Annotated in this window: 16 protein-coding genes; 9 read left to right on the top strand and 7 right to left on the bottom strand. The window is 65.4% G+C overall.

Annotated elements, in window-relative coordinates; all coding sequences use genetic code 11:
• Positions 1 to 121 precede the first annotated feature (121 nt).
• The gene (aceE, locus tag ACNFH5_RS17825) at positions 122 to 2,770 is read left to right on the top strand and encodes a pyruvate dehydrogenase (acetyl-transferring), homodimeric type (protein WP_416748171.1); all 2,649 of its coding nucleotides are present in this window, start codon (positions 122 to 124) and stop codon (positions 2,768 to 2,770) included.
• Positions 2,771 to 2,781: 11 nt separating this feature from the next.
• Entirely contained in the window at positions 2,782 to 4,404 is a 1,623-nt protein-coding gene (gene aceF / locus ACNFH5_RS17830) for a dihydrolipoyllysine-residue acetyltransferase (RefSeq protein ID WP_416748173.1), read from the top strand.
• 92 nt (positions 4,405 to 4,496) lie between these two features.
• On the opposite strand, the gene ACNFH5_RS17835 is transcribed toward aceF, so the two are convergent.
• The 5 genes from ACNFH5_RS17835 to ACNFH5_RS17855 form a co-directional block, all read right to left on the bottom strand.
• On the bottom strand, positions 4,497 to 5,360 hold the full coding sequence (locus ACNFH5_RS17835) for an MBL fold metallo-hydrolase (RefSeq protein WP_416748175.1): 864 nt from the start codon (positions 5,358 to 5,360) through the stop codon (positions 4,497 to 4,499).
• Positions 5,357 to 5,791: a DUF6691 family protein gene (locus ACNFH5_RS17840; protein ID WP_416748177.1), complete on the bottom strand. Its 435-nt coding sequence runs from the start codon at positions 5,789 to 5,791 to the stop codon at positions 5,357 to 5,359. The genes ACNFH5_RS17835 and ACNFH5_RS17840 overlap by 4 nt, the downstream gene beginning before the upstream one ends.
• Positions 5,788 to 6,222 carry a YeeE/YedE family protein gene (locus ACNFH5_RS17845; RefSeq protein WP_416748179.1) on the bottom strand — a complete coding sequence of 145 codons (435 nt, stop codon included), beginning with the start codon at positions 6,220 to 6,222 and terminating at the stop codon, positions 5,788 to 5,790. The genes ACNFH5_RS17840 and ACNFH5_RS17845 overlap by 4 nt, the downstream gene beginning before the upstream one ends.
• On the bottom strand, positions 6,219 to 6,548 hold the full coding sequence (locus tag ACNFH5_RS17850) for an ArsR/SmtB family transcription factor (protein ID WP_416748181.1): 330 nt from the start codon (positions 6,546 to 6,548) through the stop codon (positions 6,219 to 6,221). Before ACNFH5_RS17850 ends, ACNFH5_RS17845 begins: the two co-directional genes overlap by 4 nt.
• A gap of 76 nt (positions 6,549 to 6,624) precedes the next feature.
• Positions 6,625 to 7,074 (bottom strand): GNAT family N-acetyltransferase, encoded by a 450-nt coding sequence (locus ACNFH5_RS17855; RefSeq protein WP_416748183.1) that lies wholly within the window; start codon positions 7,072 to 7,074, stop codon positions 6,625 to 6,627.
• 93 nt (positions 7,075 to 7,167) lie between these two features.
• Here ACNFH5_RS17855 and ACNFH5_RS17860 point away from each other — a divergent pair, with 93 nt between their 5' ends.
• The gene (locus ACNFH5_RS17860; protein WP_416748185.1) at positions 7,168 to 8,748 is read left to right on the top strand and encodes a RimK family protein; all 1,581 of its coding nucleotides are present in this window, start codon (positions 7,168 to 7,170) and stop codon (positions 8,746 to 8,748) included.
• A gap of 22 nt (positions 8,749 to 8,770) precedes the next feature.
• Positions 8,771 to 8,914: a hypothetical protein gene (locus ACNFH5_RS17865; protein WP_416748187.1), complete on the top strand. Its 144-nt coding sequence runs from the start codon at positions 8,771 to 8,773 to the stop codon at positions 8,912 to 8,914.
• Here the strand turns inward: ACNFH5_RS17865 and ACNFH5_RS17870 are convergent.
• Together ACNFH5_RS17870 and ACNFH5_RS17875 are read right to left on the bottom strand one after the other, a co-directional pair.
• Positions 8,893 to 9,993 carry a WD40/YVTN/BNR-like repeat-containing protein gene (locus ACNFH5_RS17870; RefSeq protein ID WP_416748189.1) on the bottom strand — a complete coding sequence of 367 codons (1,101 nt, stop codon included), beginning with the start codon at positions 9,991 to 9,993 and terminating at the stop codon, positions 8,893 to 8,895. The two genes, ACNFH5_RS17865 and ACNFH5_RS17870, sit on opposite strands and share 22 nt — an antisense overlap.
• A 28-nt stretch (positions 9,994 to 10,021) precedes the next feature.
• A complete protein-coding gene (locus ACNFH5_RS17875; protein WP_416748191.1) occupies positions 10,022 to 10,291 on the bottom strand; it encodes a MoaD/ThiS family protein in 270 nt (89 codons plus the stop codon).
• Between the two features lie 232 nt (positions 10,292 to 10,523).
• Between ACNFH5_RS17875 and ACNFH5_RS17880 the strand changes: the two genes are divergently transcribed.
• From ACNFH5_RS17880 to ACNFH5_RS17900, 5 genes are all read left to right on the top strand, one after another.
• Positions 10,524 to 10,712 (top strand): hypothetical protein, encoded by a 189-nt coding sequence (locus tag ACNFH5_RS17880; RefSeq protein ID WP_138521641.1) that lies wholly within the window; start codon positions 10,524 to 10,526, stop codon positions 10,710 to 10,712.
• A 188-nt stretch (positions 10,713 to 10,900) separates the two neighbouring features.
• The gene (locus tag ACNFH5_RS17885; protein WP_138214724.1) at positions 10,901 to 12,265 is read left to right on the top strand and encodes a glutamine synthetase family protein; all 1,365 of its coding nucleotides are present in this window, start codon (positions 10,901 to 10,903) and stop codon (positions 12,263 to 12,265) included.
• 200 nt (positions 12,266 to 12,465) lie between these two features.
• Complete coding sequence (locus ACNFH5_RS17890) at positions 12,466 to 13,779, top strand: NAD(P)/FAD-dependent oxidoreductase (RefSeq protein WP_416748193.1); 1,314 nt, start codon at positions 12,466 to 12,468, stop codon at positions 13,777 to 13,779.
• Between the two features lie 510 nt (positions 13,780 to 14,289).
• Complete coding sequence (locus ACNFH5_RS17895; protein ID WP_416748195.1) at positions 14,290 to 15,213, top strand: LysR substrate-binding domain-containing protein; 924 nt, start codon at positions 14,290 to 14,292, stop codon at positions 15,211 to 15,213.
• 139 nt (positions 15,214 to 15,352) lie between these two features.
• The gene (locus tag ACNFH5_RS17900; RefSeq protein WP_416748197.1) at positions 15,353 to 16,438 is read left to right on the top strand and encodes an ABC transporter ATP-binding protein; all 1,086 of its coding nucleotides are present in this window, start codon (positions 15,353 to 15,355) and stop codon (positions 16,436 to 16,438) included.
• Positions 16,439 to 16,442 lie beyond the last annotated feature (4 nt).

Raw genomic sequence — 16,442 nt, forward strand, 5'->3', positions numbered from 1 at the left:
CGCGTGCCGGCGGCAGCGCGACAGCCTCACGAGGGTTGTCGCCCACTGCGCCAAACCCATGGAACACCTGGCCCGGAGCCGGCATTGCGTAGAGCCGACCCCGTAACCAGGACCCCTGACCATGCACGACATCGACCCCGTCGAAACCCAGGAATGGCTGGACGCGCTGGAATCCGTACTGGAGAAAGAAGGCGAAGAACGCGCCCATTACCTGATGACTCGCCTTGGCGAGCTGGCCAGTCGAACCGGCACGCAACTGCCCTACGCCACCACGACTCCCTATCGCAATACCATTCCGGTGGGCCATGAAGCCCGCATGCCGGGCGACTTGTTCATGGAGCGACGCATCCGCTCGCTGGTGCGCTGGAACGCACTGGCGATGGTCATGCGCGCCAACCACAAGGACCCGTCGCTGGGCGGGCACATCTCCACCTTCGCCTCCTCGGCGACCCTCTATGACATCGGCTTCAACTACTTCTTCAACGGCCCCACCGAGGAACACGCCGGCGACCTGATCTACTTCCAGGGCCATGCCTCGCCGGGTTTCTACGCCCGCGCCTACATCGAGGGCCTGCTCAGCGACGAGCAACTGGAGAACTTCCGCCAGGAAGTGGACGGCAAGGGGCTATCGTCCTATCCGCATCCCCGGCTGATGCCGAAGTTCTGGCAGTTCCCCACCGTGTCCATGGGCCTGGGGCCGATCCAGGCGATCTACCAGGCGCGCTTCATGAAGTACCTGGAAAGCCGCGGCTTCATCCCCGCCGGCAAACAGAAGGTCTGGTGCTTCCTGGGTGACGGCGAGACGGACGAACCGGAATCCCTCGGCGCGATTTCCCTGGCCGGACGGGAGAAGCTCGACAACCTGATCTTCGTGGTCAACTGCAACCTGCAGCGCCTGGATGGCCCGGTGCGCGGCAATGGCAAGATCATCCAGGAACTCGAAGGTGTGTTCCGTGGCGCCAACTGGAACGTGATCAAGGTGATCTGGGGCCGTTTCTGGGACCCGCTGTTCGCCAAGGATCACGCTGGCCTGCTGCAGGCGCGGATGGACGAAGCGGTGGACGGCGACTACCAGAACTACAAGGCCAAGGACGGTGCCTTCGTCCGCGAACACTTCTTCGGCGCGCGGCCGGAGCTGCTGGAGATGGTCAAGGACCTCTCCGACGAGGAAATCTGGAAGCTCAACCGTGGCGGGCATGACCCCTACAAGGTCTACGCCGCCTACCACGCCGCAGTGAACCACAAGGGCCAGCCCAGCGTCGTACTGGCCAAGACCATCAAGGGCTACGGCACTGGCACCGGCGAGGCGAAGAACATTGCCCACAACATCCATGAGATCGACGTCGAAAGCCTGCGCGCCTTCCGCGACCGCTTCGACATTCCGATCAAGGACGACGACCTCGCCAAGCTGCCCTTCTACCGCCCCGACGAAGGCAGCGCCGAGGCGCGCTACCTGAAGGAGCGCCGCGCCTCCCTGGGCGGTTTCATGCCCCACCGACACGGCAACAGCCAGCACATCCCGGCGCCGCCGCTGGAGACACTCAAGGCGCTGCTCGACGGCTCCGGTGACCGCGAAATCTCCACCACCATGGCCTTCGTGCGGATCATCTCGCAGCTGGTGAAGGACAAGGAACTGGGCCAGCGCATCGTGCCGATCATCCCGGACGAGGCCCGCACCTTCGGCATGGAAGGCATGTTCCGCCAGCTCGGCATCTACTCCTCGGTGGGCCAGCTCTATGAGCCGGTCGACAAGGAACAGCTGATGTTCTACCGCGAGGACAAGAAGGGCCAGATCCTCGAGGAAGGCATCACCGAGGCCGGCGCCATGTCGTCCTTCATCGCCGCCGGCACGGCCTATAGCAACTATCGCCAGCCGATGCTGCCGTTCTACATCTTCTACTCGATGTTCGGCTTCCAGCGCATCGGCGACCTGGCCTGGGCGGCCGGCGACAGCCTGACGCGCGGCTTCCTGCTCGGCGGCACCGCCGGGCGCACCACGCTAAACGGCGAAGGCCTGCAGCACGAGGACGGCCACAGCCACGTGCTGGCCTCGGTCATCCCCAACTGCCGCACCTACGACCCGACCTACTCCTACGAGCTGGCGGTGATCATCCAGGAAGGCGTGCGGCAGATGATGGAAGAGCAGCAGGACGTCTTCTACTACATCACCGTGATGAACGAGAACTACCCTCACCCACCGCTGCCCAAGGGCGCCGAGGAAGGCATCATCAAGGGCATGTACCTGCTCTTCGAGGACCGCCGCGCCGCTTCGCACCATGTGCAGCTGCTGGGGTCGGGGACCATTCTGCGAGAGGTGGAAGCGGCAGCGAGAATCCTCCGTGAAGACTTCGGTATCGGCGCGGACGTCTGGTCGGTGCCCAGCTTCAATGAACTGCGCCGCGACGGGCTGGCGGTAGAACGCTGGAACCGCCTGCATCCGGGCCAGAAGCCCAGGCAGAGCTATGTGGAGCAATGCCTCGCCGGACGCAAGGGGCCGGTGATCGCTTCGACCGACTACATGAAGGTCTATGCCGAGCAGATTCGCCAATGGGTGCCCACCAAGGAGTACAAGGTCCTGGGCACCGACGGTTTCGGCCGCAGCGACACCCGCGCCAAGCTGCGCCACTTCTTCGAGGTGGACCGCCACTGGGTGGTGCTCGCCGCGCTGGAAGCCCTGGCCGATCGCGGCGACATCGAGCCGAAGGTGGTGGCCGAGGCCATCGCGAAGTTCGGCCTCGACCCGGAAAAACCCAACCCGCTGGACTGCTGAGGAGAGGCACCGTGAGCGAGACCATTCGCGTACCCGACATCGGCAACGGCCAGGGCGAAGTGATCGAACTGCTGGTCAAGGTCGGTGATCGCATCGAGGCCGACCAGAGCCTGCTGACCCTGGAATCGGACAAGGCCAGCATGGAAATCCCCGCGCCCAGGGCCGGCGTGGTGAAGGCCATCAAGGTGAAGGTCGGCGATACCCTCAAGGAAGGCGATGAGATCCTCGAACTGGAGGCCGAAGGCAGCGCCGAAGCCAAACCCGCGGAGCCGGCCAAACCTGCCGCCGAGGAACCCCAGCCCGATGCCGCGCCGTCGCCTGAACCTGCGCCTTCTGGTGGCGGTGTGGAAACTATCAAGGTGCCGGATATCGGCAACGGCCAGGGCGAGATCATCGAACTGATGGTCAAGGTCGGCGACCGCATCGAGGCCGACCAGAGCCTGCTGACCCTGGAATCGGACAAGGCCAGCATGGAAATCCCCGCGCCGAAGGCCGGCGTGGTGAAAGCCATCAAGGTGAAGATCGGCGACACCCTCAAGGAAGGCGACGACATTCTCGAACTGGAAACCGAGGGTGGCGCAGCGCCGGCGGCAGCGGCTCCTGCCCCTGTTCCGGAGCCGGCCAGGCAAGCCGAGGAACCCGCTTCGGCCTCCGCCACGAAAGCCGAGCAGCCGAAGGTGGCGGAAGCCGCCCCGGTGGGTGCGCCGAGCCGAGACGGCACCAAGGTGCACGCGGGCCCCGCCGTGCGCATGGTCGCCCGCGAATTCGGTGTCGACCTGGCGCAAGTCACCGGCACCGGGCCCAAAGGCCGCATCCTCAAGGAGGACGTGCAGCTGTTCGTGAAGGAGCAACTGCAGCGCAGCAGATCCGGCGCTCCAACGGGCGCAACTGGCGGCGCAGGCATTCCAGCGATTCCGGAAATCGACTTCAGCAAGTTTGGCGAAACGGAAGAAGTGGCGATGACCCGCCTGATGCAGGTCGGCGCCAGCAACCTGCACCGCAGCTGGCTGAACGTGCCCCACGTGACCCAGTTCGAATCCGCTGACATCACCGAAGCGGAAGCCTTCCGTATTGCGCAGAAGGCGACGGCGGAAAAGGCCGGGACCAAGCTGACCATCCTGCCGATCCTGCTCAAGGCCTGTGCCCACCTGCTGCGCGAGCTGCCGGACTTCAACAGCTCGCTGGCCCCCAGCGGCAAGGCGCTGATCCGCAAGAAGTACGTGCACATCGGCTTCGCCGTGGACACGCCGGATGGGCTGCTGGTGCCGGTGATCCGCGACGTCGACAAGAAGGGTTTGCTGCAGCTTGCGCTGGAGGCTGCCGAGCTGGCAGAGAAGGCGCGGACCAAGAAGCTCTCCGCCGACGCCATGCAGGGCGCCTGCTTCACCATCTCCAGTCTCGGGCACATCGGCGGCACCGGCTTCACGCCGATCGTCAACGCGCCAGAGGTGGCGATCCTCGGCGTCAGCAAGGCGACCATTCAACCGGTGTGGGACGGCAAGGCCTTCCTCCCCCGGCTGATGCTGCCGCTGTCGCTGTCCTATGACCATCGCGTGATCAACGGCGCGGCGGCGGCGCGGTTCACCCGGCGGCTCGGGGAGGTGCTGGGGGATATTCGCAGTTTGTTGCTATAGCGCCCTTCCCGGCGCTGATCGCGAGCAAGCTCGCTCCTACGAAGAGCTGGTCGTATGCGCTTCCTGTAGGAGCGAGCTTGCTCGCGAAGCCGTTACATCCGATCCAGCGGAATCCGCAGATAGCGCACACCGTTGGCTTCCGCCTCGGGCAACGCCCCGCCTCGCATGTTCACCTGGATCGACGGCCAGATCAGTGCCGGGGCATTGAGCGTCGCATCGCGCTCGTTGCGCATGGCGACGAAGACCTCCTCGGTTATCCCCTCATGCACGTGGACGTTAGCCTCGCGCTCGCGCGCCACCGTGGTCTCGTGCTGGTGCTCGTCGCGCCCCGGAGCCAGGTAATCGTGACACATGAACAGGCGCGTCTCGCCCGGCAGCGCAAACAGCCGCTGGATCGAGCGATACAGCTGGCGCGCATCGCCGCCGGGGAAATCGCAGCGGGCGGTGCCGTAGTCGGGCATGAACAGGGTGTCGCCGACGAAGGCTGCGTCAGCGATGAGATAGGTCATGCAGGCCGGTGTATGGCCCGGCGTGTGCAGCGCCTGGGCCTGCAATTCGCCAATGCTGAAGCACTCGCCGTCCGCGAACAGGTGGTCGAACTGACTGCCGTCGCAGGGAAAGTCCTCGCCGAGGTTGAGCAGCCCGGCGAAGGTGCGCTGTACCCGGGCGATACTTGCGCCAATGGCCAGCCGCCCGCCGAGCTCGGCCTTGAGCCAGGCGGCCGCAGACAGGTGATCGGCGTGCAGATGGGTCTCCAGCAGCCACTGCACCGTCAGCGCCTGCTCGCGTACATGGTCGAGGATGCGCCGGGCGCTGACATTGCTCACGCGGCCGGAGGCGGCGCCGTAATCCAGCACCGGATCGATGATGGCGCAGCACCCGGTGCTGTGGTCCGCCACCACGTAGCTGTAGGTGGAGGTGGCCGGGTCGAAGAAGTGCTGGATGGTGGCGCTCATGCGGGCCTCCTCTGGGTCTCGCGTTGCCATTCGTAGGCGGCGTGGAGCGCCATCCCCACCAGCATGGCGAAGCAGAACAACGCACCCTGCCAGTAGCCTGCGGCGAAGCTCACCAGTGCCGGGCCCGGGCAGATACCGGCAACGCCCCAGCCAACGCCGAACAGCAGACTGCCGCCGATCAGCCGGCTATCCAGGTCACGGCGCTGCGGTAACTCCATCAGGCCACCCAGCAGCGAACGGTCATGCCGTCGCGCCCAGGTGAAGAACGGTAGCCCAACAGCGATGGCAGCCAGCATCACCAGTGCCAGCGAAGGGTCCCAGCGCCCGGCGAGATCGAGGAAGCCCAGCACCTTGGCCGGGTTGACCATGCCCGCCAGCAAAAGGCCGACGCCGAACAGCAGGCCGGCCAGCAACGCGACGATCCTGCTCATGCTCCAATCCCCAGCCAGTGACGCAGAGCGAACACGGTGGCGAAGCCGGTACCCATGAAGCACAGTGTCGCCACCAGCGAGCGGCCAGACAGCCGCGCCAGCCCGCATACGCCATGCCCACTGGTGCAGCCGGAACCGAAGCGGCTGCCGACACCGACCAGCAGTCCCGCCACCGCCAGCGTCATCCAGCCGGCCTCGAAGCGGATCTCCGGCAGTGGACGCAGCGCTGCCCACAACAGCGGCGCAGCCAGTATTCCAAGCAGGAAGAACAGCCCTTCACCCTTCCAGCCGGCGCTCTTGAACAGCCCGCCGAGCAGGCCGCTGATGCCCGCGACACGGCCGTCGAGCACGGCATAGAGCCCGGCCGACAGACCGATCAGCGCACCACCGGCCAAGGCGCTCCAGGGCGTGAAATGAGTCCAGTCGATCATGTCGGTTGCTCCGCGCAGAACAGCCGGTACAGCGTTTCGATCACCGCCAGCGCCTGCTGGCTGGCAATGCGGTAGTAGACCTGCTTGCCCTCGCGGCGGGTCTCCACCAGCTCTTCGCGGCGCAGTACCGCCAGTTGCTGGGACAGGGTCGGCTGGGCGATGCCCGTACGGGCTTCCAGCTCACCGACGTTCAGCTCACCCTCGGCCAGCTGGCAGAGCAGCATCAGGCGGTCGGTATTGGCCAGCGCCTTGAGCAACTGGCAGGCGGATTCGGCGGACTGGTGCAGACGCAGCGCGTCGGCGGGGTCGAGCGTGGTGGCGGTCATGGCAACGATCTACAAATAAACAATCTATATTTTTATAGATTGTTTTCCGCACCCTGACCAGCCCCTCGTCCGTTCCTCAGATCAGCGGCTTCTCGTACCGCCAGGCGTCGGCGCCGTCTTCGTAGAAACCGGCGATCCGACCGAACCGTCGATAGTCACGCCGCTCGTAAAGGCCGATGGCGACGCTGTTATCGACACGCACCTCAAGCCGCAGCGCCTTGCAGCCGCGGCCCTTGGCACTGCGCTCCGCCTGCTCCAGCAGACGACCGCCCAGCCCCCTGCCGCGGGCCTGCGCCGAGATCGCCAGCGAATACAACCGCGCCACCGTGGCACCCCGGCGGAACAGCAGCAAGGCGTAGCCAAGCAGCTCGCCGCCCTCCTTCGCCACGATGAGTTCAGCGCTCGGCGCTGCGATCAGATGACGGAAGCTGCGCGCACTCAGGCGATCCTCGTCGAAAGTGCCCTCCTCCAACGCGAGAAGGGCCGGCAAATCGTCCCGCGCGGCAAGGCGATATAACAGTGACATGGGCTCTCCGTAAAACTTTCGTAATGAACCGGGACATTTCCAGAAGTTACTGCTTAATAGACACACGGCAACTTTCAGACAGGTCCGTGAACAATGTCTTCGCTACACACTAACTTCCATGAAAAGTTGAACGCAAGTTCTCTCCAGACAATCTTAGATGCCGCCGCAGAGCCTCCCTCAGCGCGGTCCAGCCAGGTCCTCATCATCGTCGAGCGCAAGGAAGACTGGGCCTCGTACATCCCCAGCGAGGATATGCTGACGGCGCGGGAGTATCTGGAAAACTCCCGTCATTTAGAAGCGGGAAAACGTTTCCAGGTAATCAATCTATGTCGTCACTATAAATATCTCGGCCATGGTTATTACTGTTCTCTGCTCGCCGAAGCACGTGGGCACAAGGTCATTCCGTCCGTGCGCACGATCAGCGAACTGGCGAAGAAATCCCTCTATGGGCTGGCCCTGGACGGCCTGGAAAAATCCCTCGAGAAAGCCCTCGCCCAGCATCCCTGCGCCAGCACCGACGGCTTCACCCTACGCCTGTATTTCGGCCGCACCGACCTCGAACCGCTGCAACCCATCGCCCGCCAACTGTTCGAGGCCTTTCCCTGCCCCATCCTGCTGGTGGACTTCCGCCGTACCGACGCCTGGCACATCGCCGGCGTGCGCCCCGGCGCCCTGCACAAGCTGCGGGAGAACCAGGAAGACCAGTTCGCCGATGCCCTCGACCGCTTCAGCCGGCGCATCTGGCGTCAGCCCAACTCGCGGCGGCTGGCGCGCTACGACCTGGCCATCCTGCACAACCCGGCCGAGAGCCTGCCGCCCTCCAACGCCGGTGCGCTGGAAAGTTTTGTCCGCGTCGGCCGGCAACTGGGCATCGATGTCGAGCTGATCGAGAAGAAGGACTACTCGCGTCTCGCCGAGTACGACGCATTGCTGATCCGCGAGACCACCCGCGTCGACGACCACACCTACCGCTTTGCCAAGAAAGCCGAGCGAGAGGGGTTGATCGTAATGGACGACCCGGCCTCGATCCTGCGCTGCACCAACAAGGTCTACCTGACCGATCTGCTGCGCAGCCACGGCCTGGGCATGCCGGATACGGAAATCCTCTACAAGGACGCGCCACAGGAGCTCGAGCGCATCGGCGCGCGGCTGGGCTTCCCGCTGGTGCTGAAAATTCCCGACGGCTGCTTCTCCCGTGGCGTCTACAGAGTCGAGGACGCCCAGCATCTGCGCAGCGTCAGCGCCGAGCTGTTCGAGCACTCGGTGCTGCTGCTCGCCCAGGAATACCTCTACACCGAATTCGATTGGCGCATCGGCATTCTCAACCGCCAGCCGGTGTTCGCCTGCCAGTACTTCATGTCCCGCGGGCATTGGCAGATCGTCGAACACAAGGCCGGCGGCGAGGTGATCGGCGAGTGCCGCACGCTGCCGGTGGAAAGCGCGCCGCCCGCCGTGGTGGAACTGGCGCTGAAGACCGCCAGCCTGATCGGCGACGGTCTTTATGGCGTGGACCTCAAGCAGGTCGATGGCGAGGTAGTGGTGATCGAGGTGAACGACAACCCCAACCTCGATGCCGGCATCGAAGACGCCTGCCTCAAGGACGACCTCTACCGCCAGGTGCTGGAGGAATTCATCCGCCGCCTGGAGCTCAAGCGGCGCGGCCAGGCGTTGTGATCAACCCCCAAAGGAGAACTCCATGGAAGCCACGCATATCGGCCTGAGCATCCTGATCGCCATTGTCGTGTTCGGCACCGCGATCAATTATTTCGACCGCCGCATGAAGCCTCGCGAAGTGCGCGAACAGGCCAGGAGCAAGGCTCAGCCGAAGCGCACGCAGTAGATCGGTGGCAGGTTCATCGACAGGCACTGCCAGTGATCGCCGCCGTTTTCCGAAAGCCACAGCCCGCCGGTGGTGGAGCCCATCGCCAGGCACACGCCGTCGTCATCCACCGCCAGGCCGTGGCGATACACCAGGTCGAAGGCCGCGCCCTGCGGCAAGCCGCTGTCGAGCACCTCGAAACTGGCGCCGCCATCACGGGTACGGGTGACAACGAAGCGGGCGTCCACCGGAATCCGGCAGACGTCCTTCACGGCGGGAACGAACCAGGCGGTGTCCGGCTGGGTCGGGTGGGCAGCGACGGCGAAACCGAAGCTCGACGGCTTGACCTGCACGTCGCTCCACCGCGCGCCACCGTCGGTGGAGGTGAAGATGCCGTTGTGGTGCTGCACCCACAGACGCTGCGGCTGCGCGGGGCAGTGGACCAGCCGATGCGGGTCCTGGATGGCACCGTCTTCACGCAATTCCGCGGGCATGTAGTCGGCGTACATGCCGCGGGTGGTGACACGCCAGTTGGCTCCGCCATCGTCGCTCTGCCAGACGCCGCCACAAGACACCGCGACCGTCAGGTGCTGGCTGTCGCGCGGGTCGACACTGACCGAGTGGATGCCCGGCCAGTCGTAGCCACCGCCCATCCAGCGCGCGCGCTCGGGCAGGTCCCAGAGCGGGCGGTTCAGCTCCCAACTGTCACCTCCATCGCCGCTGCGGAACAGGCCGCCGGGAATGGTGCCGGCCCAGAGTACACCGGGCTCGGCGGCGCCACCGGTTTCCAGGCACCAGATCTGCTGCAGGACCCAGGGCGCGGACGCATCACCGTCGTTGGGCTCAGGCAGCGGGTCGGGTTGCGGCGGGTAGGTCGGCACGGCGACCTCCTGCCAGTCCTCCCCCGCACGCTGACGCCAGAGCTTGCAGCCGAAGTGGCCGAGGTTGAGGGCGGCGTAGAGGGTTTCATCGCGCAGGTCGGCGAGCACCGTGCTCAGCGGCTCGCCGAGAAAGTCACGGCGAGTTTCCCGCCAACCGTCCGCGCCACGCTGGAAGGTGAACAGCCCCTTGCGGGTCGCCACCAGCAATCGATCATCCATCTTGCTCTCCTGACATGCCGCCTTGTTCTCAACCGCCGCTCAATGCCTGGACCACGTAGACCTCGCTATCCGCCGCCAGCACATCGCTGAGGCGGGCGCGATCACGCAAGCGCAGGCCATCGATGAAGATGGTCAGGTGGCGACGAAGCCCGCCCTGATCGTCGAGCAGGTAGCCGCGCAGTTTCGGCGCTTCGACAAATACCGCTTCCAGCGCGCCGGCGAGGGTCGCGGCAGGCAACTCGCGCTCCTCGATAGGAACGTGGCGCTGGATCGAAGGGGCGAAGACGATACGGCACATGCTCGGGCCATTGACTAACACTGACTGCCCCAGTCTAGGGCAGTGCCGACGAAGCATCCGGCTGGTTCGACGGGATGCGCTGTGGTGACAGGAGCGGCTCTGGATCGGCCCTCCCGGTGCACAGGCAAGCGCATTCAGTTTCGATTTTACAAAACCAAACGTCGTGAAAATCACATTTAACAAACCCATACGCCGTGCGAGTCTGCGGAAATCGTCAGCCAAATCCTTCGACATGCACCTGCTCGTTTCGCCCGCACCGCTGGAACCCGTCGCCGCCCGCAAGGCCGGCAGCGCTGTCCGCCTGCCGCGCAAACATGCCCGCTGGCTCGAACTGCAACCGCTGACCCTGCCTCTGGAACTGGCCTTCTGGGCGCTCTGGCATTGCCGCCACGCGCGCCCGCCGGACTCCACCTCTCGCTGATCGGGCACCCGCCCGAATTCGCCCGACGGAGCTACATTCATCGAAGAGCTGGGCTCATCACAGCCATCGCCTTCATCGAACAAGACGTAGCCCGTTGCATCGCTTGCCTGCCTTTGATCCTGCGCCCGTTGGCGCGGCCCTGGCCTGCAGGTCGTCAGAGCATCCGCGTGGATGCTAACGAGAGCCCCATGAATTTCGCCTCCGTGCAAGAAGCCCAGTATTTCCTGGCCCAGAACCCCGATATCGAGATGGTCGAGCTGTTCATCCTCGACGCCAACGGCGTGCCGCGCGGCAAGCTGCTGCACCGCGAGGAGCTGCTCGCCGTGTACCAGTCCGGCCGGCCGCTGCCCAGCACCATCCTCGGCCTCACCGTGCACGGCGAAGACGTGGAGGATTCCGGGCTGGTCTGGGATGTCGGCGATATCGACTGCCGCGCCTATCCGCTGGCTGGCAGCCTGGTGCGCCTGCCCTGGCGGCAGATTCCCACGGCGGCGGTGCAGGTCAGCATGCACCCCGAGCAAGGCAAGCCCGCGGACATCGCCGACCCGCGCCATGTGCTGATCCACGTGATCGACGGTCTGAAGGCCGCCGGCTACCACCCGGTGATGGCCTGCGAGCTGGAGTTCTATCTGCTGGACGCCAAGCGCGATGCCAATGGCCGCCCGCAGCCGGCGCTGGATGCCGACGGTGGCCGCCCACGCGCCACTCAGGTCTACGGCCTGCGCGAGCTGGAACAGATCGAGCCGTTCCTCGCCGACCTCTATGCCGCCTGCAAGGCCCAGGGCATCCCGGCGCGCACGGCCATCTCCGAATACGCGCCGGGCCAGGTGGAAATCACCCTGGAGCACGGCGACGCGCTGCTCGCCATGGACCAGGCCGTGCGCTACAAGCGCCTGGTGAAGGGCGTGGCGCACAAGCACGGCATGCAGGCGTGCTTCATGGCCAAGCCGTTCGACGACCTGGCCGGCACCGGCATGCACATGCATGTGTCCCTGGCCGACGCCGAGGGCAACAACCTCTTCGCCAGCGAAGACCCGGCCGGCACCCCGCTGCTGCGCCAGTCCGTGGGCGGCATGCTGAAAAGCCTGCTCGACTCGCTGCTGCTGTTCTGCCCCAACGCCAACTCCTACCGCCGCTTCCAGGCCAACAGCTACGCGCCGCTGGCGCCGACCTGGGGCTGCGACAACCGCACCGTGAGCCTGCGCGTGCCGGGCGGCCCGGCCAACACCCGTCACGTGGAGCACCGCATCTGCGGCGCCGACGCCAACCCCTACCTGGCCGCTGCCGCGATCCTCGCCGGCATCCATCGCGGTATCCGCGAGGAGATCGATCCGGGTGCGCCGGTGGAAGGCAACGGCTACGCCCAGGCCAAGGAACTGCTGCCCACCGACTGGCTCACCTCGCTGCGCGCACTGGAGCGCTCCAGCTGGGCGCGCGATGCGCTGGGCCACGAGTTCCTCGGCGTCTACCTGAAGGTCAAGCAGGCCGAGTACCGCCAGTTCATGGGCGAGGTCGGCGAGCAGGACTGGCGCTGGTATCTGACGCAGGCGTGAAGATGGTGCGATGAGCTGAAGAGCCCCTCTCCCCAACCCTCTCCCGCAAGCGGGAGAGGGGGCCGATTGTGCCGAGACGAGTTCTTCGCTCACTGAAATCCCAGGTTAAAAGCGAATTTTCAGCCCGCTCCGATCAGGTCCCTCTCCCTTCAGGGAGAGGGCTGGGGAGAGGGAAACCGAACAACAACAGGAACACCGAAATGAACGCCGCACTGAACCCCACCACTCCCGCCCCGGAGCGCGCGAAGTCCTACTACTCCGCCAGCCTCAACGAAGAGACCAGCTACCCCACGCTGCAGGGCGAGGTGAACGTCGACATCGCCATCATCGGCGGCGGCTTCACCGGCGTCGCCACTGCCGTGGAGTTGGCCGAGCGCGGCTACAAGGTCGCCATCGTCGAGACCAACAAGGTCGGCTGGGGCGCCAGTGGGCGCAACGGCGGACAGGTCACCGGCTCTCTCTCGGGCGACTCGGCCATGGAGAAGCAGATGCGCCAGTGGCTGGGCGACGACGTCGACGATTTCATCTGGCACCTGCGCTGGCGCGGCCACGAGATCATCAAGAGCCGCGTGGAGAAATACGGCATCCAGTGCGACCTGAAGTTCGGCCACCTGCACGCCGCGATGAAGCCGTCGCACATGGACGAGCTGAAGGCCACCTTCGATGACGCCAAGCGCCGTGGCATGGGCGATGAGATCACCCTGCTGGACGCTGCCGGCGTGCGCGCGCACCTGGAAAGCGACCTCTACTGCGGCGCCATCAAGAACACCCGCAACATGCACCTGCACCCGCTCAACCTGTGCATCGGCGAGGCCAAGGCCGCCGCCAGCCTGGGCGCGCTGATCTTCGAACACTCCGAAGTACTGGACATCATCCACGGCCCGCGCCCGGCGGTGGTCACCTCCGGCGGGCGGATCAACGCATCCCAGGTGATGCTGGCCGGCGACGTCTACCACAAGCTCGAACGCAAGCAGCTCAAGGGCATGATCTTCCCGGCCATGGGCGGCATCGTCACCACCAAGCCGCTGGGCGAGCTGGCCAAGCGCATCAACCCGCAGGACCTGGCGGTCTACGACTGCCGCTTCGTGCTCGACTACTACCGCATGACCGGTGACGGCCGCCTGCTGTTCGGCGGCGGCGCCAACTACTCGGGCCGCGACTCGCGCGACATCGCCGGCGAACTGCGCCCGTGCATCGAGCGTACCTTCCCGGCGCTCAAGGGCGTGGACATCGAGTTCCAGTGGAGCTGCGCCATGGGCATCGTGATGAATCGCATCCCGCAACTGGGCAAGCTGTCGGAGAACGTCTGGTACTGCCAGGGCTATTCCGGCCACGGCGTGGCGACCACCCACATCATGGGCGAGATCATGGCCACGGCGATGACCGGCGACCTGGAGAAGTTCGACACCTTCGCCCAGTGCAAGCACATCCGCGTGCCCATGGGCGATGTGTTCGGCAACCCTATGCTGGCGGCAGGCATGTGGTACTACCAGATGATGGAGAAGCTGCGCTAACAGCCAGTTTCACACTCGACCTGTGCAGGAGCGGGCGCCGTCTGCGATGGGCAACCGGTCACTTCGGAGTGGCCGGAAATCGATCGCGGACAAGGTCCGCTCCTACAGGAAACACATCGGACTCAACCTGTAGGAGCGGACCTTGTCCGCGAAATCCCGCGCGGCGGAAAAGTTCATCTGCAGGTGAACGCCGCGATCTTGCGCCATATCCTGTAGGAGCGAGCTTGCTCGCGAACACCCGCCCCGCTGCGGCCCCGTTCGCGGGCAAGCTCGCTCCTACAGGTGTTCACCCTTCGGCATGGGAGCGGTGGCGAGCCTTCGCGGACAAGGTCCGCTCCTACGGGGCGGGCCCTGTCGCCCGCCATTGAGCCCCTCGGACGCCGGCTGCCCGGAGCGCGGTCCGGGAAACCACGCGTTGCAACATCCCCTCCGCCCGTACCCGCAGCCACTCGACACCACCGCCGCGCTCAGGGATAAAGGCTCCACTTCGCGCACCAGGAGTGAGCAGCCATGCGTTTCCCCTCGATGACCGCCCTGCGCGTGCTGGACGCCGTCGCCCGCCTGGGCAGCCTGTCCGGCGCGGCCAGCGAACTGAGCCTGACCCGCAGCGCCGTCAGCCACCAGCTGCACAGCCTGGAAGATTGCCTGGGCATCCCGCTCACCGAGCGGGTCGGCCGCGGCATTGCCCTGACCTACCACGGCGAATGCTTCGCCCGCGAGACCCAGCGCGCGCTGGCGATCCTCAACGAGGCGCGGCGCTTCGCCAATGCCGAGGAAGTCTCCGGCCGCCTCTGTGTGAGCTGTACGCCAGGCTTCGCCACCTACTGGCTGTGCCACCAGATCGGCAAATTCCAGCGCGCCCACCCGCAGGTGGAACTGAACCTGGTCTCGCCACGGGTGCCCGACGACGTCAGCGACCGCGACGTCGACCTGTTCATCGCATACGGCGTGGGCGACTGGACCGACCTGCACGTGGACCTGATCGCCACCCTGGACACCTTCCCGGTGTGCAGCCCGTCGCTGATCAACTCGGTGGGCGGCCTCGACTCGCCGGAAGACCTCGCCAGCCTGCCTTTCCTGCATATGGTCGATCACTCCGACTGGTTGCTGTGGACCGCCGCCGCCGGGGTAAAGAACCTCAACGTGCGCAACGGCATCGTCTTCTCCGACGCGCACCTGGTGCAGTCGGCGGCCATTGCCGGGCAAGGCGTGGCCATGGGCGATGCGCTGGTCAGCGGCGACGCCATGGCCAAGGGGCAGTTGGTGCGGCTGTTCAACGTCGCCATCGAGCCGCCCAACCGCTATTACTTCGTCACCGACCCGGCCAAGTCCGAACGCCCGGACGTGCGTGCCTTCAAGGCCTGGATGAAGGCCGAGCTGCGGATGTCCGAGCAGTTCCGCCAGGGCGGCCGCAACGCGCTGATTGGTGAGTGAATTCGAACAATGAGGGCAAAAAAACGCGATTGAAGCGGAGAGAGATTTGACAATACTGCATTAAAAAAAGGCCGCCGATCTTTACCCGATCCTCACCCGGCGGCCGCTCGAACAAGAACAAGAAATCGAGGTAAGTGCAGTGGAGCGACAGCCCCAACTCCGTGCCATCGGCATCGGCAAGAGCTACGGAAGTTTCAACGCGCTGGACAACGTGTCCATCGACATCCAGCAGGGCGAGTTCCTCACCCTCCTCGGGCCTTCGGGCTCCGGCAAGACTACCTTCCTGATGATCCTCGCCGGCTTCCAGGACCCGTCCCGCGGCAAGCTCGAAGAAGGCGGCGCCGATATCACCCGACGCCCCGCCGAGAAGCGCAACTTCGGCATGGTGTTCCAGGGCTATGCCCTGTTCCCGCACATGAGCATCGAGGACAACGTTGCCTTTCCGCTGAAGATCCGCGGCGTGAAGGCCGACGAGCGCAACCGTCGCGTGCGCCACATGCTCGAAGTGGTCGGCCTGGGCGAGCACCTGGGCAAGCGCCCTGGCGAACTCTCCGGCGGCCAGCAGCAACGCGTGGCCATTGCCCGCGCCCTGGTGTTCGAACCGGACATGCTGCTACTCGACGAACCTCTCTCCGCCCTCGACAAGAACCTGCGCGAGCAACTGCAGGCGGAACTGCAACGCATCCACCGCCAGGTCGGCACCACCTTCGTCTTCGTCACCCACGACCAGAACGAAGCCCTCGCCCTGTCTACCCGCATCGCTATCTTCAACCGGGGCCAACTGGCCCAGGTCGACGCGCCGGAAACCATCTACAACCGGCCGAACAACCGCTTCGTCGCCGAATTCCTCGGCAAGATGAACCTCTTCCCGCTCAGCCAGCTGGGCCGCGCCGGCGAACTGGCCTGCGGACGTTTCGGCGAGGCCGAGTTGCGCGCCAGCTACTCCTCCGCCATGCAGGCCGAAGCACCGCTGCTGGCGGTGCGCCCGGAGCACATGCAATTGCACAGCGCGCCGCCGCAGGTGAACGGCCACAACGTGGTGCAGGCCGTGCTCACCGCCAAGACCTACCAGGGCGCCAGCACTGAGCTGTGCCTGGGCGCCGGCAGTGAAGGCAAGTTGCCCATGAGCCTCGCCGTACACGCTGACCACCAGGCCTCGCGCCTGGAGCACGGTTCCAAGGTCTGGCTGAGCTGGCCCATCGAGAAAAGCCTGCTGCTGGCCTGAGTCA

It is taken from the genome of Pseudomonas sp. NY15435 (genome assembly GCF_048068295.1).
Taxonomy (GTDB): Bacteria; Pseudomonadota; Gammaproteobacteria; order Pseudomonadales; family Pseudomonadaceae; genus Pseudomonas.

Coding starts and splice junctions, on each gene's coding strand:
- ACNFH5_RS17865 (WP_416748187.1), top strand. CDS start 8,771: ATGGAAGCCACGCATATCGGCCTGAGCATCCTGATCGCCATTGTCGTG.
- ACNFH5_RS17875 (WP_416748191.1), bottom strand. CDS start 10,291: ATGTGCCGTATCGTCTTCGCCCCTTCGATCCAGCGCCACGTTCCTATC.
- aceE (WP_416748171.1), top strand. CDS start 122: ATGCACGACATCGACCCCGTCGAAACCCAGGAATGGCTGGACGCGCTG.
- ACNFH5_RS17885 (WP_138214724.1), top strand. CDS start 10,901: ATGAATTTCGCCTCCGTGCAAGAAGCCCAGTATTTCCTGGCCCAGAAC.
- ACNFH5_RS17895 (WP_416748195.1), top strand. CDS start 14,290: ATGCGTTTCCCCTCGATGACCGCCCTGCGCGTGCTGGACGCCGTCGCC.
- ACNFH5_RS17880 (WP_138521641.1), top strand. CDS start 10,524: ATGCACCTGCTCGTTTCGCCCGCACCGCTGGAACCCGTCGCCGCCCGC.
- ACNFH5_RS17870 (WP_416748189.1), bottom strand. CDS start 9,993: ATGGATGATCGATTGCTGGTGGCGACCCGCAAGGGGCTGTTCACCTTC.
- ACNFH5_RS17845 (WP_416748179.1), bottom strand. CDS start 6,222: ATGATCGACTGGACTCATTTCACGCCCTGGAGCGCCTTGGCCGGTGGT.
- ACNFH5_RS17850 (WP_416748181.1), bottom strand. CDS start 6,548: ATGACCGCCACCACGCTCGACCCCGCCGACGCGCTGCGTCTGCACCAG.
- ACNFH5_RS17855 (WP_416748183.1), bottom strand. CDS start 7,074: ATGTCACTGTTATATCGCCTTGCCGCGCGGGACGATTTGCCGGCCCTT.
- ACNFH5_RS17860 (WP_416748185.1), top strand. CDS start 7,168: ATGTCTTCGCTACACACTAACTTCCATGAAAAGTTGAACGCAAGTTCT.
- ACNFH5_RS17890 (WP_416748193.1), top strand. CDS start 12,466: ATGAACGCCGCACTGAACCCCACCACTCCCGCCCCGGAGCGCGCGAAG.
- ACNFH5_RS17840 (WP_416748177.1), bottom strand. CDS start 5,791: ATGAGCAGGATCGTCGCGTTGCTGGCCGGCCTGCTGTTCGGCGTCGGC.
- ACNFH5_RS17835 (WP_416748175.1), bottom strand. CDS start 5,360: ATGAGCGCCACCATCCAGCACTTCTTCGACCCGGCCACCTCCACCTAC.